Origin of the sequence: Campylobacter sp. CNRCH_2016_0050h (assembly GCF_025772605.1) — a bacterium.
GTDB classification, from domain to species: Bacteria; Campylobacterota; Campylobacteria; order Campylobacterales; family Campylobacteraceae; genus Campylobacter_D; species Campylobacter_D lari_D.
Window position 1 is genome coordinate 44,707 of sequence record NZ_JAKMSK010000003.1, and the last position, 14,466, is coordinate 59,172.

A 14,466-nucleotide genomic window follows, 5' to 3' on the forward strand; every position below is an offset into this window, starting at 1 on the left:
AGAACTTAGCTTTCTTCTTGATATTTACTATTTTCTAATGCTTTTTCCATATCTTTTTGCGTTTTTAAAATAGCTTTACTAAAGCCATTTAGTACTGAAAATGGAGTAAATTGTGCCGCTCTTTTTTCTCTTGACATTGGTGGAAATTGTTTTGATTTTTGATATTTTATATCTATTATATCTTTATAATCATCATGCATTATGACCTCCTATTAAAGAAGTAATTTCTTTAGTCTCATCATCCAAGCTTGAAGCTTTTAAAATAGCTTTTTTACCAAATTTTTGCATGATTTGAAGTCTTGCTTTTTGGAGCTTTTCTTCTTTTTCAAGTTGATTTTTTTCTTGCAAAATTGCGTTAAAATCACTAAATAAATTTAATTCTTGGAAATTTTCTTGAGCTTTATCTGTGATATTATTTAAACTTAGGCTGATTTTTCTAATACTTAAGTTTTTATCACTGATTTTATAAAAAAGTTCTAAGGTTTTTTTGTTGATGATTTTTAAAGAATGGGTAAAATTTTCTAAATTCATACTTCCGTGAGCATTTTTAGGTATAGCTCTTCCGTAATTATCTTTAGTAATAACTCCTTTGTAAGAATCAAAAAAACTTGAATTTTCTAAATTGCTTTTATCATATTGTATATCTAGTGTGATATGGTTTGTTTTAAGGTTATTTTGTATAAGTTCAAGTACTAAATGATCTACAAGTTCTTTTAAAACTTTTATTGTTTGATTATTATCATATGCAAAAGGCAAAACCTTAGCCATGATTTTAGAGTGATTTTGTGATTTGTAATTTTTAATATCTTTCATTGTGCAAGTTTCAACGCCCCATGCATGATCGATCAAAAGTTCAGCATTAACACCAAAGTGTTTATAAAGCAAAGCTTCATGTTTTAAAGAAAATCTTGCAAGATCTCCCATAGTATAAATGTTTAAATCTGTAAGTTTTAAGGCAATACCTTTACCTATACGCCAAAAATCTTTTAAAGGTTTATGCTGCCACAATTTATATCTATATAATTTTTCATCTAAAAAGGCTATAAGCAAGCCATTTTCATCTACTTTTTGTCTTTTAGCGAGTATATCCATAGCAATTTTAGCTAAGTATAAATTTGTGCCTATACCTGCTGTTGCGGTGATTTTACTTGTGTGTGAAATATCAAGTAAAACCTTAGTAAGTAGCTCATAAGCTGAAAGTTTGTATTTTTCAAGATAAGAACTAAGATCGATAAAAACTTCATCAATAGAGTATATATGAATATCTTTAGCATCAAAATACTTCAAATAAATGCTGTATATTTTTGTGCTAAATTCTATATAAGTAGCCATTCTAGGCTTAGCAATAATGTAGTCTAATTCTAAATTTAAATCATTTTCAAGTTCTAATATACTAAAACTTTTAGCTTTAAAGTGGTGTTTTTGAGCTTGTTTTAGTCTTTCTTGGTTGATTGAATGGATTTTTTGTTTAAACTCAAAAAGTCTTAATCTACCGGGTATATTGTAAGTTTTTAACGCGGGTGAAACTGCTAGTATGATGGTTTTATCCGTTCTTGTTTCATCTGCTACAATAAGATTAGTTGTTAAAGGATCTAAATTTCTTAAAACGCACTCAGCTGATGCATAAAAAGATTTCAAGTCAATAGAAGCGTAAATTTGCATAGTATGTGAAGCTTGCCTTTAGATTTATTAAGTTTTGATGGTATTAATTATAACAATAAAAATTACTAAAATAGATGAAATAAAATGAAATTTATAAGGTGGCGGACAGAGAGGGATTTGAACCCTCGAGACCCGTTAAGATCTGCACCCTTAGCAGGGGTGTGGTTTCAGCCACTCACCCATCTGTCCGTATTAAAAGGGAAAGTATATCTTATTGTTTATAAGATATACCTTAAATTTATACACTGAAATAAGCTATGATTAAAGTTATAATAAAACCAGCACCTAAAACTGCTATTTGTTTACCTCTATCTTTGCGTATAGCTATAATAGTGATTAAAAGTCCTGAAATATAAAGTATTATCATAGCAAGTGCAAAAGCTAACCCAAGTACAGAAAAGTACCACATACCTTTATCTTTATGAAGTAAAATCATATTTCCAAGCAAGCTTCTATCTTTTGTTGTAATTTCATAGTTATTCTCATCTAATTTTATAATACTTGCTATATAATTTATAGTCCCAAGTTCTATGCCATCGCCTTTTTTGTTGAGCTTTGGTTCCAAAGATGAAGGAATTTTTAAGTTGTTTTTCTTTAAAAAATCAATTAAAAATTCAGCTTCAGCACCCTCTTGAATAATAGCTTGAACTTTGTAATTTTGAATTTTAGCTCCACTTTCTCCATCAAAACCAGCTATATAAGCAAAACCTGTGATTGCATATAAAAATGCAAGTGGTAAGAAAAATAAACTAATGTAAATGTGAATTTGTCTGAATAATTTGTTTTTATTCATTTTTACTCCTTTTTGAAAAATAATAAAAAGTATATTGATAGAAAATGAAGTGAAAATAAAATTAATATTTTTTAAATTTACGAGCTAGGGTAAAAAAACTACGAACAATCCCATAAAGCACATATAAACTAGCAATAATCAATGCACTTTCTAAAAAATACAGATAAAGCATAGAAAATAAAATTACTAAAAGGATTAACACCTTCAAAACATTTGCTCTTTTTAAATCGATTTTCTTAAAACTTGGATACCTTATGTTGCTTACCATTAAAAAGGCTAGAAGCATTTGGATACATATTATTATTAAAGAAAAATCATGTAAAAAATCATAATATAAATAAGCACTTACCCATAAAGCACTTACAACTGCTGCTGTTGGTATAGGTAGACCTATAAAAACCGATGGTTCATAAGTTCCTGTTGTGACATTAAATCTTGCCAAGCGTATAGCGCCAAAAACTACAAATAAACCAGCTATTAATGAGCCAAAACGACCATATTCATAACCTATGCTCATATAAAAAAGCATAGCAGGTGCTACACCAAAGGCTATTAAATCAGCTAGTGAGTCAAACTCAACTCCAAATTTAGAAGTAGAGTTGGTAGCTCTTGCAACGCGTCCATCTAAACCATCGCAAATTAATGATAAAATGATATAAATTAATGCTTTATCAAAGTTTTGATTAATAGAAGCAATCACTGAAATAATACCTAAAAATATGGAAGCGGCTGTAAAAAGATTAGGTAAAATATAAATTAGTTTAAAATTCATGGATTTAAATACCCTATTAATGTACCAATGCGTACTTTATCATTTTCATTTACGCAAATTCTAGTGTCTTTTGGAAGTAATAAACTCACACTGCCATCAAACATAAAACCTATATTTTGTCCATGGTTTAAATGATGGCCAAAATCATCAATATGAGCTTTTCTATTTAATGCTCCAAAAATAACGCGTAATGCCCATTGTTTGCTCTTGGAATTAGCTAAAAACAACATTCTTTCACCCATTAAATTTGTATTTTTCATAAATGGACATAAAAAAAGTCCGTGCCTTATTCTAGTTTCTTCTATATTCATATCAAGCGGAGCTATGATATTTCCTTGGGAAAAAATATTATTGATAATTTGCACTTCTATACACTCGCCAAGTTCTTTATACGAGCTTGTTTTGATACATTTGATTTTTCCTTCTATGGGAGCTATAATGGTGTTTGGATCTGCTATATAATCAATTTTTTTAGCTCTAAAAAGATAAATAAAAAATATAAAAATACACCATAAAAGCCAAGAAAATCCCCATATAAATTGAAATATTGCAAAAACTATAGCTAGAACTATAAGCAAACTCCAACCAGTTTTTGCAATAAAATTTGTTTTCATTAGTTTTCCTTAGTAGCTTCTTGCTCTTTTTCTTCTAGGCGTGTTGGAAGATTATTTTCTTCTTCATAGTTTTTAATAATCTCTCTTACTTTGGCACCATCAATAGTTTCTTCTTCATAGAGTGCTTGCACCATCACCTCTATAGCACCGCTATAGGTTTTTAAAATTTCTTTTACACCTGCATAGCGTTCATCCAATGTTTTCTTTACATACTCATCTAAATCTTGAGCCATTTTATCAGAATAATCTTTTACAGTTTGCCCACCACTTAAGAAAGTATTTCTTTGCTTTTCAAGTACCATTAAGCCAGCAATTTCACTCATACCATACATAGAAATCATAGCTTTGATAATATCAGTTGCACGCTCAAGGTCATTGCTTGCACCTGTCGAAATTTCTTTAATGAAAATTTCTTCAGCCGCGCGTCCTCCTAAAAGCACATCAACTTCAGCTAAAAGTTCATGTTTTTGCATTAAAAATTTATTTTCTTCAGGGGTATTGAGTGTATATCCTAAAGCTGCTAAACCACGAGGAATAACAGAAACTTTACTTACTTTTTTAGCACCTTTTGTAGTTTCAGCTATTAAAGCATGGCCGCACTCATGATAAGTTACGATTTTTTTCTCTTTATCATTAATTCTGCGTGATTTTTTCTCAAGTCCTGCTATGGCTCTTTCTACTGCCTCTACTAAGTCTTTTTGCTCCACATGTTTTTTAGAATCCCTACCTGCAAGCAAAGCCGCTTCATTAATGATATTTGCCAAATCAGCACCCGCAAGACCTGCTGTTAATCTTGCAATATCTTCTACTTTTACTTCAGGTGAAATTTTAACATCTTTCATATGGACTTTTAAAATATCACATCTACCTTTAAAATCAGGCTTATCTACTAAAACTTGCCTATCAAAACGCCCCGGTCTAAGTAGTGCTGCATCAAGTACTTCAGGACGATTTGTCGCTGCTAGAACAATTACTGGTGAGCTTTCGGTACCAAAACCATCCATTTCAGCTAGAAGTTGATTTAAAGTTTGCTCTCTTTCATCATTTCCGCCCATCATACCGCTTGCTGCGCGTGATTTACCTATAGCATCGATTTCATCTATAAATACAATAGCTGGAGCTTCTTTTTTAGCATTTTCAAACAAATCTCTTACTCTAGAAGCACCAACTCCTACAAACATTTCTATAAAAGATGAACCTGATACGCTAAAAAATGGCACATCAGCTTCGCCTGCCACTGCTTTTGCAAGCAAAGTTTTACCTGTACCTGGAGGACCAACAAGCAAAAGTCCTTTTGGAATTTTTGCTCCAAGATTGATGTATCTTTCAGGATATTTTAGAAAATCAACAATTTCTTTAACTTCTTCTTTTGCTTCTTCAACACCTGCAACATCATTAAATTTAACCTTCGGTTTTTCTGAATTTACAAGTTTTTTAGAACTTCCTATACCAAGTATAGATCCACCCATATTTTTTTGCATACGAGAAGCTAAAAACATCCATATACCAAAGAAAATAAATACTGGCAAAACCCAAGAAAGTAAGATATCTATAAACCAATTGCTTTCATTAAAAGCACCATAGGAAACGCCTTTTGAGTCAAGTAAAGGAACAAAAGTAGCATCATTTGGAACTTTTTTGGTAATATATACCATATTTCCTGCTTTAGATACAGCTTTTATAGTAGTTTGACCTATATTAACTTGGGCAATTTGATTATTTTCAATTAAAGTTTTTAATTCAGAATAAGTAACTTTTTTAGTGTTTTCTCCGCCCATAATACCTATGCTACCATCATCTGAAAATCCTTTAAATAAAAGAATCATCACAATGGCAAAAATAGCAAAAATAAAAATGGGATTTTTGTTAAAAAAGTTATTATTGTTTTGATTATCTTTTAAATCATTTGGTTTTTTATTCATTATTGCAATTCCTTTTTATAAACTAAACTCAACCATTCTCCTTTGTGTTTGCATTCTAACAAAGTGAAATCTTTGAATTTATTTTTAATCCTTTCTTCATATTTATTTAATATACCAGATAAGATCAAAATTCCACCTTCTTTGGTTTTTTCTTTAAGATCTTTTTCTAGTATGATCAATATATCGGCAATGATATTTGCCACAACTATATCATATTTATGTAAGCTTTTATTAATAGAACCTACCCAAATATCATCAAAGCTAATTTGATTTAATTTTGCGTTTTCTTTACTTGCAACTATAGCTAATTCATCTGTATCGCAAGCTTGTACTTTGGCTCCAAGTTTTGCCATGATAATGCTTAAAATTCCACTTCCACAACCCACATCTAAGCAAAATTTGGAATTATCTGTATATTTTTGTAGAAATTCTATACAAGTATAAGTACTCTCATGATGTCCTGAGCCAAAAGCTAGAGCAGGATCTATAATGATATTAATTTTATCTTGTTTAGCTTCTTGCCAAGTGGTGTGAATATGGATATTATCGATCGTCAAAGCTTGTATACCTTTTTTATACTCTTCTATCCAATTTTTATTTTCTTTTTTTTCTAAGGTAGAGTGGAAATTAATATGAGTATTTAGTTTTTGACATAATTTTTGATGAAAATCATGCAAGGCTATTTTAATGAGTTCTATATCTTCTTCTGATCTTATATAAATACCATTGTTTTTTTCTTCTATAGCGTCTATCTCTAGAGAAAAGATAAGATCAAGGAATAAATCTAAATATTCCTTGTCTGTTTGAAAAAAAAGTTCGTAATAATGTGTTTGCATAAAAACTTATAATTAGCCTTCGTTTGTTCCTAAAACATCTTCAAGTTTTTCTTTTAACACTTGAGGAGTAAAAGGTTTTACAATATAGTTATTTACGCCTGCTTTTAAGGCGGTAATAACTTCTGCTTTACCACCTTCTGTAGTTACCATAATAATTGGCATATCAGCATATTTTTCTTCCGCTCTTACTTTTTTTACTAATTCCAAGCCATTCATTTCAGGCATATTCCAGTCAGTAATTAAAATTTTAATATCATCATTTTGTGAAAGTAAATCCCAAGCTTCAACCCCGTGTTCAGCTTCTAAAACATCCTTGTGGCCTAATCTTACAAGGGTATTTTTGATTATTCTTCTCATGGTAGAACTATCATCAACTACTAATAACTTCACTTTTTTTCCTTTATCTTGATGTAATTACATAAAACTGTAATTGTATCGTTTTTATTTTTATTAATCAATTAAAAGTTTATATTATATCATTTTAAAATAAAATTAGAATTTAATCACTCTCCGTTTTTATTGTGATTAAATTCAGGCACAATCTCCTTTAAAACTTTTGCAGGATCTGTGCTGTGGAGTAATTTTTCTATTTCTTGATTTAAAATTTTTAAATCTTTAAGATCACTAGTGGTAACAAATATACTTTCATATTGAGTTTTTAAATCATTTTCATGGATTAAAAGCTCTTCGTAAAGTTTTTCACCTTTTCTAAGCCCAGTGATTTTGATTTCTAACTTTTTATTAGAAAGTAAAAGCATTTTTTGAGCTAAGTCCATGATTTTAACAGGCTCACCCATATCAAGTACAAATAATTCTCCACCTTTGGCAATAGCCGCAGCTTGTAAAACAAGTTGCACAGCCTCATCTACTAACATAAAATAACGCACTATATCAGGATGAGTAAGAGTAAGTGGCTCATTAGCTGCAATTTGAGCTTTAAATTTAGGTATTACACTTCCACTTGATCCTAAAACATTACCAAAACGCACACAAGCTACTTCAAAATTTTCACAACTTGAGCTTAATGTATAAAGTTCACAAATTCTTTTTGTGCAACCCATGATGTTAGTCGGTCTTACAGCCTTATCAGTGCTTATCATAACAAATTTAGCAACTTTATAAGCTTTTGCAAGATCGATTAAATTTTTAGTACCAATGATGTTATTTAAAATAGCTGAATGTGGATTTTGCTCACATAAAGGTACATGTTTGTAAGCTGCTGCATGTAAAATCAAATCTATGTTTTTTTCTTGTAAAAGTTTCTCTAACGCTTCTTTGTCTAATATACTCATCATAATAGGTTCGATTTTTTCTTTATGTAAGCTTAATTCTTCATTTATTTTATATAAATTATACTCACTATGATCAAGCATGATTAAGCGTTTTGCGCCAAATTTAATGCATTGTTTGCAAAGCTCACTTCCTATAGTTCCACCAGCCCCACTAACTAAAACTACTTTATCTTTGATAAAATCAATCACGCAAGCATTATCCAAATCTTTTGGCTTACGCGCTAATAAATCTTCGATACTTATATCTCTTGCTTCATTTTGCGTAAAAGAAAAAAGCTTTATATCATTAACCCCATAAGCAATGAGTTCGTCAAAAAGCTTTTTTAATTCTTCTTGCTCAAGTTTTAAAGCAATGATAGCAGTATGAATTCCTTCAGCAGTATATTTTCTGATTGCTTCTTTTTCTTCAACTATAAATTTATCACAATAAGTACCTATTAAATTTTTACGCTCATCTACTACAGCTACAGGAAAAAGTCCTAAGCTCCCTTCTTTAGCTCCTTTTAATAAATGCAAAGCCTTTGAAGTGGCGCCAACTACTATACAAGGATGTTCTTCGTTGTATTTTGGCTTTCTAAAATCAACTATCATTCTTTTGCTTATACGCAAACTTCCAATTAGCATACAAGATAAAACAAAGTCTATTCCTATAACGCTTCTTGGAAAAGGATTAAAAAAATCATCATAAAAATAATAAATTGCTAAAAATACAAGCTCAGCCAAAGCTAAAGCGATGACTAATTTACGCGCTTCATTAAGGGAGAAAAATCTCCAAGCAACTTGATAAATTTTAAAAAAAGCTAGAAAAATGATTTTAAGTAAAATCAAAATCACAGCACTTTTAAACATACCTTCATAAAATTCACTTGGGATGTCTGCACTAAAGCGTAAAGAAAAAGACAAATAAATACTTATAACAAAAAGTAAAATATCAGCACCTAGAAAAAATCCTAAGCGTTTGCTTTTATAATCCATCTTAGTCCTTTAAGGTGTTTAAGATTAAAGTAGAAACTTCCTCTACATCAGCTTTGCTCATAGTAGTTGCACTTGGAAGGCAAATTCCATTACTAAAGAAAAACTCACTATTACCATTTAAGTAAGCATCGCAGCCTTTGTAAAGTTCTTGCAAATGCATTGGCTTCCAAAGTGGACGACTTTCGATTTTATTATCTTTTAAAACTTGTATGATTTTTAAAATTTTATCTTGAATTTGAACATTTTTATTTTCACATATACAATGTTTTTCATAGGTATTAAGTTTATTTAAATCAAAATCAAGTAAAGCAGTGCTTAACCAGCGATTTGACTTGGTATTTTCAAGCTCATCTAAAAAAGTAAAAGTTCCACTTAAAAATTCTTTATACCAGCTATAAATTTCACGCTTTTTGCTCACTCTTTCTTCTAAAACTTCCATTTGAGCAGTACCGATTGCACCTAAGATATTGCTCATTCTATAATTATAGCCATATTCTTTATGCTCATAATGAAGGCAATTTTCTCTAGCTTGGGTACTATAAAATCTTGCTTTTTCAAGATTAGCATGATTTTCACTCACAAGCATGCCACCACCACCTGTTGTGATGATTTTATTACCATTAAAAGAATATACTCCAAAATCCCCAAAAGTACCTAAGGCTTTATTTTTGTAAAAACTTCCCAAAGCTTCAGCAGCATCTTCGATTAAAAAAATCTCATTTTCTTTACAAATTTGGACGATCTCATCCATTTTAGAAGCATTACCATAAAGGTGTGTTAAAATGAGAGCTTTTGGCTTTTTAGGACTTTCTTTGATAGCTTTTTTTAATAAATTTACATCTAAATTATAAGTTTCATCACAATCAATAAATACAGGCGTAGCATTCATGTAAGAAATAGGTGCTACTGAAGCAATAAAGGTAAAACTTGAAGCTAGAACTATATCGCCTTCTTTGATGCCCAAAACTCTTAAAGCTAAATGAATAGCTGCAGTGGCTGCATTTAGAGCAAGTGCGTTAGAACTTTTTGTATAATCTTTAATACTTTGTTCTAAGGCATTAACAAATTCACCCAAAGGTGCTATATAATTACTTTCAAAAGCATTGTGTATGTATTCTAATTCTTTTCCACTCATATGTGGTGCTGATAGAAAAAATCTCATTTTACCTCCTTTATTTTCTTGGCAGGAACTCCAGCATAAATGCCTTTAGAAGTTAAGTTTTTAACTACAACTGCTCCTGCGCCTAAAGTTATATCATCATTTAAACTTATACAAGGAATAACACTTGAATTAACTCCTAAAAAACAACGCTTTCCTATTTTTACATTTCCTGTTAGTTTAGCTCCAACGCTAATATGGCTAAACTCATCTACAAAACACTCATGCTCAATCACACAAGCAGTATTTAAAATCACACCTTTTGCTATGCTAGCTTTAGCATTAACTACGACATTTGGCATGATTAAAATACCCTCATCATCTAAAAAAGCACTTGGGCTAATAATAGCACTTTTGTGTATCAAATTAACTAATCTAAATCCATCATCTTTTGCTTTTTTGAAAAGTTTTTCTCTAATAGAGTTTGCGCCAATAGCAATAAACATATCGTGTTTTTCTAAATTGGAGTGATATTTTAAGCCTTTATTATCATCTAAAAAGATGATTTTTTCATATCCTAAATTTCTAGCTACATCAGCACAGACTAAACCATGCCCACTAGAACCATATATATAAATACTTTTAGTTGTGTCCATTGAATTTATCCGTTGTAGCTACTCCTTCTTTATTAACCCCGCTTCTTTTTAAAACTTTAATAATGGTCATAAAAAAGATTTTAAGATCAAATAAAAAAGAGCAATTTTGCACATATTCTACATCATATTTAAATTTTTGCTCCCAAGAAATAGCATTGCGTCCATTAATCTGTGCCCAACCTGTAATGCCTGGTCTTACATCGTGGCGTTTTTTTTGCTCTTGATTGTATAAGGGCAAGTATTCTACAAGTAAAGGTCTTGGGCCTATGAAGCTCATATCGCCTTTTAATACATTAAAAAGCTGCGGTAATTCATCTAAACTCAAGCTTCTAACTAGCTTACCAAAAGGCTTTAAGCGTAATTCATCAGGAAGTAATTCTCCATTTTCATCGGTTTCATCACTCATAGTTTTAAATTTATAAATATAAAAAATTTTTTCATTTAATCCTGGTCTTGCTTGTTTAAAAAGCACACTTCCTTGAACGATTTTTAAAACAATACCTATAAGCACTATAAAGGGTAAAAAAATAATCAATAAAATCAAAGCCAAAAAAAAGTCAAAAACACGCTTTAAACCATTTTTATACATTTGCAAAACCCCTATAAAAGTCAAGATATTTCAAAGCTATGATATTTTCATCATAATTTTGCGCTCTAAGAAAAGCATTTTGTGCTAAAGTATTTTTTAGTTTTTCATCTTCTAGTAAAACTGCGATTTTTTCAGCTAAATCCTTGCTATCTTTGCTTTTACAAATTAAACCGTCTATGGCATTATTCACTGCTTCAATGCAACCTTCAGCATCACTTACCACACATGCTTTTTTACAAGCTTGTGCTTCTAAAACCGTTCTTGGATAGCCTTCTTTATAGCTTGGTAAAACAAAAATATCGCATAAATTTAATAAATGTGCAATATCACTTCTTGCGCCAAGATAAAAAACATTATTTGAGTTTAAAAATTCTAATGGTGCACAAGATTTATTATCATCTCTTCCACCCACTAAAACAAAATTTGCCTTATCTTTTAAAATTTGGCTTGTTTCATAAAATTCTTTAATTCCTTTATGCCAAAGTGCTCTTGAAATCATTAAAACGATAGGTTTATCAGGCATATTATGTTCTTTTAAAAAAGCTTGTTTTTCTTCTGTGCTAATTTTTAAAGGTAAAAATTGTTTTAAATTTAGCCCTACGGATTTTATGATTTTGATTTTTTCTTCTTTTAAGCCTAAATTTTTCATAAATAAAGCATTGCTTTCATTGACAAAAATAAAACCATTAGCAAGTTTAAAAGAAATTTTATAAAGTAAATTAATACTCATTCTTACTAATTTGCTTTTAAAATCATCATCTATATAAAAACTTCCTAAGCCCTCAACTAAACCAAAAGTGTATTTAATACCCGCCATTTTAGCTGCTATAATACCTGTTGTATTGCTTTTGTGAGCGCTTGTTTGTAAAAGATCTAAATTTAAGCTTTTGAGTGTATTTTTTAAACTAAGTAGATTTTTAAAAACAATTAAAGGATTAACACTTGATCTAGCTAAATCATAAAAGCAAACCTTATAGCCTAGCTCTTGTAGCTTAATAGCAAAATCATCTTTTGGAGTGATGATTATAACTTCATGATTATTTTTTTCTAAAGCTCTAATGAGTGCAAGACGAAAATAATACACACTCATTGCGCTATGGGTTAAAATTCCTATTTTCATCTTTTTAGCCTATAAATTTTCGCTCTTGCATCATTAGTGACTTGCTCAAATAAATCTTGATCGTATTGATTTAATAAAAACATTTGTATGTAGGCACTATTATAAAGATTTTCATCTAAAATCACAAAGCTTTTATATTCTCTTAAAAAGAGTAAATAAATTTGAGCTTTTGAATCAATTTCATTGTAATAAAATTTGCCATTAGTGATGGATTCTATATCTACAAAAGCTTTTAAAGGTATAGTTGTACCTTCTAGTTTTAAAGCTCTAAAATCATTAATAATTTCTACTCCATTATCAAGCATAACAGAACCTGTTGTTTTATCTTGAGCTATGGCATTAGCTTGAGAGAAAAATAAACTTTTTTCTTGCTCTCCATTGTCAGGATTTGTATTTGCAAATTGTGCTACCACGGGCATGATACGCAACATTCTATAAGGCATGTAAATATATACATCTCTAGTTTTATTGGTATCAAATTTAAAATCTTTATCATTTAAACTTTCTAAAAAATCTTTAGCACTTGTTTGGTTATAATCTTTTACCATAGCTTTTAAAACATCAGGATAATTTTCTTTGAAAGATTTTTCAGTGTATTCTACGCTAAGTCTTGCCATGTTAGCTGCTGGAATTTGTTCTTTACTTAAGACAAAAGATGAGAAAAAATTATCTTTTCCTAAGTGTTTTCCACCATCAATTAAGGTTTTTACATCGCTATAATAGCGTATTGGATAACCATAATCCCACCAAGCAACGACATAATCTTCTCTTTGAGCTTTATTTTTTAAATCATTTAAAATACTAGCTTCATAAGAAGTAAAAACAGTAGAGGATTTATAATAATAAATATGCATTAGAGCAGGACTTATACTAAAAAATGCAATGAGTATGAGCAAGATGTTTTTATTTTTTAGATTAAGTTTGATTTGTTTTTTTTCTAAAAAATTAAAAAATGTATATAAAAAATACCCAAAACCCAAAGCCATCACAGGAACTGCATAAATGGTAAATCTAAGCCCAGCTCTTAAAGCCATAAAACCTAGTGCAAGCATAGGTAGAGCCAAAAGCATACTTTTGTGATCTTTGCAAAGCAAGATAAAACCTATAAAAGAAAGGACAAATACTAAAACACTGGAACTAATTCTTTGCATAAATACTTCAGGATCGATAGTATTTACTTCCATAATAGTTTCATTAACATTAAAATACATAAAGGCAGCATCTTTTAAATTTTGCACATCAGAAGCTTTAAAAACATAAAATTTAAGTTGATATAAAACAGGATCTAAACCACCACTTAAATGTAATATCAAAATGCTAATAAAAATCAAAGCCCAAACCATATAAAAATTAATTTTTTCTTCTTTAAAGGCAAAAATAGCAAATAACAATACAATTAAAGCAAGTTTATATTGCCATGCTAGCATACTTAAAGCTATGATCACTAAAGCAATAGCTAGATAAAAAATCTTTTCTTTTCTATGAAATACTAAAGTATAAAGACCAAAAAGTCCTATCATGGCAAAATTTAAAGAATAACTTGATGGATACCACCACAAATAAATCATGATAAAAACCGGACTTAAAAGTAGGGTAAAAATGTCTTTATTAATAGTTAAGCGTATAAAAGTAAGCAAAACAAGCATTGGTAAAACTAACACTAGCATATCAGTATCATAATACCCGCTCATAGTGCGGTTATAATAACTATTTGCAATGCTTCCAAGTAAGGCTGCTATAAAGCCATAAGTAGTGAGTTTATACTCTCTTGCGATTAATATAATAGGCACAACAATCAAAGAAGCAAAAAAAGTACTCATATATAAAATAATACTTTCAAAGCTAAAAGGTAAAATACTATAAAGCCAATAAGTTAAAGTAGAAAGTGAGCTTCCAAAATAAGATAAGTCATTAGGTTGATGAAAACCTGCTATCATATCTCTTGCACCTTCTGCAAAAGCATAGCCATCATTAGTAGTAATCATGAGTTGATCATTAAAGAAAAACTCATAAAACTCACTTGCCCAAGCCACCCAGTATAACCTACACAAAACACTAAAAGCAAAGGCTATAAGGATTAAAATACAGGTATATTTTATAGAATTATTATCAGTGAAATTTTGTCGTAGTTTCATT

Annotated in this window: 14 protein-coding genes and 1 tRNA gene; all 15 read right to left on the reverse strand. The window is 30.0% G+C overall.

Annotation, left to right across the window (positions count from 1 at the left end):
* Positions 1 to 5: 5 nt before the first annotated feature.
* Complete coding sequence (locus L8X28_RS02220; protein ID WP_263665397.1) at positions 6 to 200, reverse strand: hypothetical protein; 195 nt, start codon at positions 198 to 200, stop codon at positions 6 to 8.
* The gene (locus tag L8X28_RS02225) at positions 193 to 1,662 is read right to left on the reverse strand and encodes a DNA methylase (protein WP_263665398.1); all 1,470 of its coding nucleotides are present in this window, start codon (positions 1,660 to 1,662) and stop codon (positions 193 to 195) included. The genes L8X28_RS02220 and L8X28_RS02225 overlap by 8 nt, the downstream gene beginning before the upstream one ends.
* A gap of 99 nt (positions 1,663 to 1,761) precedes the next feature.
* A tRNA-Ser gene (locus tag L8X28_RS02230) sits at positions 1,762 to 1,851 on the reverse strand.
* Positions 1,852 to 1,900: 49 nt separating this feature from the next.
* Positions 1,901 to 2,455, reverse strand: a complete 555-nt coding sequence (locus L8X28_RS02235) for a PepSY-associated TM helix domain-containing protein (protein ID WP_263660189.1) — start codon at positions 2,453 to 2,455, stop codon at positions 1,901 to 1,903.
* Between the two features lie 61 nt (positions 2,456 to 2,516).
* Positions 2,517 to 3,227, reverse strand: coding sequence for a CDP-diacylglycerol--serine O-phosphatidyltransferase (gene pssA, locus L8X28_RS02240; RefSeq protein WP_133319743.1), 711 nt, complete (start codon positions 3,225 to 3,227; stop codon positions 2,517 to 2,519).
* Positions 3,224 to 3,841, reverse strand: coding sequence for a phosphatidylserine decarboxylase (locus L8X28_RS02245; protein WP_263665399.1), 618 nt, complete (start codon positions 3,839 to 3,841; stop codon positions 3,224 to 3,226). Before L8X28_RS02245 ends, pssA begins: the two co-directional genes overlap by 4 nt.
* Positions 3,841 to 5,763 carry an ATP-dependent zinc metalloprotease FtsH gene (ftsH, locus tag L8X28_RS02250; protein ID WP_263665400.1) on the reverse strand — a complete coding sequence of 641 codons (1,923 nt, stop codon included), beginning with the start codon at positions 5,761 to 5,763 and terminating at the stop codon, positions 3,841 to 3,843. Before ftsH ends, L8X28_RS02245 begins: the two co-directional genes overlap by 1 nt.
* Positions 5,763 to 6,599, reverse strand: coding sequence for a 50S ribosomal protein L11 methyltransferase (locus L8X28_RS02255; protein WP_263665401.1), 837 nt, complete (start codon positions 6,597 to 6,599; stop codon positions 5,763 to 5,765). Before L8X28_RS02255 ends, ftsH begins: the two co-directional genes overlap by 1 nt.
* A gap of 12 nt (positions 6,600 to 6,611) precedes the next feature.
* Positions 6,612 to 6,989 (reverse strand): chemotaxis response regulator CheY, encoded by a 378-nt coding sequence (locus L8X28_RS02260; RefSeq protein ID WP_039619063.1) that lies wholly within the window; start codon positions 6,987 to 6,989, stop codon positions 6,612 to 6,614.
* 113 nt (positions 6,990 to 7,102) lie between these two features.
* Positions 7,103 to 8,866 (reverse strand): UDP-N-acetylglucosamine 4,6-dehydratase (configuration-retaining), encoded by a 1,764-nt coding sequence (pglF, locus tag L8X28_RS02265; protein ID WP_263665402.1) that lies wholly within the window; start codon positions 8,864 to 8,866, stop codon positions 7,103 to 7,105.
* 1 nt (position 8,867) lies between these two features.
* Positions 8,868 to 10,028 carry a UDP-N-acetylbacillosamine transaminase gene (pglE, locus tag L8X28_RS02270; protein WP_263665403.1) on the reverse strand — a complete coding sequence of 387 codons (1,161 nt, stop codon included), beginning with the start codon at positions 10,026 to 10,028 and terminating at the stop codon, positions 8,868 to 8,870.
* Positions 10,025 to 10,621: a UDP-N-acetylbacillosamine N-acetyltransferase gene (gene pglD, locus L8X28_RS02275; protein ID WP_133319737.1), complete on the reverse strand. Its 597-nt coding sequence runs from the start codon at positions 10,619 to 10,621 to the stop codon at positions 10,025 to 10,027. Before pglD ends, pglE begins: the two co-directional genes overlap by 4 nt.
* Positions 10,608 to 11,210 (reverse strand): undecaprenyl phosphate N,N'-diacetylbacillosamine 1-phosphate transferase, encoded by a 603-nt coding sequence (pglC, locus tag L8X28_RS02280; protein ID WP_039626890.1) that lies wholly within the window; start codon positions 11,208 to 11,210, stop codon positions 10,608 to 10,610. Before pglC ends, pglD begins: the two co-directional genes overlap by 14 nt.
* The gene (gene pglA, locus L8X28_RS02285; protein ID WP_263665404.1) at positions 11,203 to 12,330 is read right to left on the reverse strand and encodes a N,N'-diacetylbacillosaminyl-diphospho-undecaprenol alpha-1,3-N-acetylgalactosaminyltransferase; all 1,128 of its coding nucleotides are present in this window, start codon (positions 12,328 to 12,330) and stop codon (positions 11,203 to 11,205) included. Before pglA ends, pglC begins: the two co-directional genes overlap by 8 nt.
* Positions 12,327 to 14,465: an STT3 domain-containing protein gene (locus L8X28_RS02290; protein ID WP_263665405.1), complete on the reverse strand. Its 2,139-nt coding sequence runs from the start codon at positions 14,463 to 14,465 to the stop codon at positions 12,327 to 12,329. Before L8X28_RS02290 ends, pglA begins: the two co-directional genes overlap by 4 nt.
* Between the last annotated feature and the right edge of the window lies 1 nt (position 14,466).

Excerpts from the sequence above, each read along its gene's own strand:
- pglF (WP_263665402.1), bottom strand. The coding sequence starts at position 8,866 with ATGGATTATAAAAGCAAACGCTTAGGATTTTTTCTAGGTGCTGATATT.
- L8X28_RS02235 (WP_263660189.1), bottom strand. The coding sequence starts at position 2,455 with ATGAATAAAAACAAATTATTCAGACAAATTCACATTTACATTAGTTTA.
- L8X28_RS02225 (WP_263665398.1), bottom strand. The coding sequence starts at position 1,662 with ATGCAAATTTACGCTTCTATTGACTTGAAATCTTTTTATGCATCAGCT.
- pglA (WP_263665404.1), bottom strand. The coding sequence starts at position 12,330 with ATGAAAATAGGAATTTTAACCCATAGCGCAATGAGTGTGTATTATTTT.
- pglD (WP_133319737.1), bottom strand. The coding sequence starts at position 10,621 with ATGGACACAACTAAAAGTATTTATATATATGGTTCTAGTGGGCATGGT.
- pglC (WP_039626890.1), bottom strand. The coding sequence starts at position 11,210 with ATGTATAAAAATGGTTTAAAGCGTGTTTTTGACTTTTTTTTGGCTTTG.
- L8X28_RS02255 (WP_263665401.1), bottom strand. The coding sequence starts at position 6,599 with ATGCAAACACATTATTACGAACTTTTTTTTCAAACAGACAAGGAATAT.
- ftsH (WP_263665400.1), bottom strand. The coding sequence starts at position 5,763 with ATGAATAAAAAACCAAATGATTTAAAAGATAATCAAAACAATAATAAC.
- pssA (WP_133319743.1), bottom strand. The coding sequence starts at position 3,227 with ATGAATTTTAAACTAATTTATATTTTACCTAATCTTTTTACAGCCGCT.
- pglE (WP_263665403.1), bottom strand. The coding sequence starts at position 10,028 with ATGAGATTTTTTCTATCAGCACCACATATGAGTGGAAAAGAATTAGAA.
- L8X28_RS02245 (WP_263665399.1), bottom strand. The coding sequence starts at position 3,841 with ATGAAAACAAATTTTATTGCAAAAACTGGTTGGAGTTTGCTTATAGTT.
- L8X28_RS02290 (WP_263665405.1), bottom strand. The coding sequence starts at position 14,465 with ATGAAACTACGACAAAATTTCACTGATAATAATTCTATAAAATATACC.
- L8X28_RS02220 (WP_263665397.1), bottom strand. The coding sequence starts at position 200 with ATGCATGATGATTATAAAGATATAATAGATATAAAATATCAAAAATCA.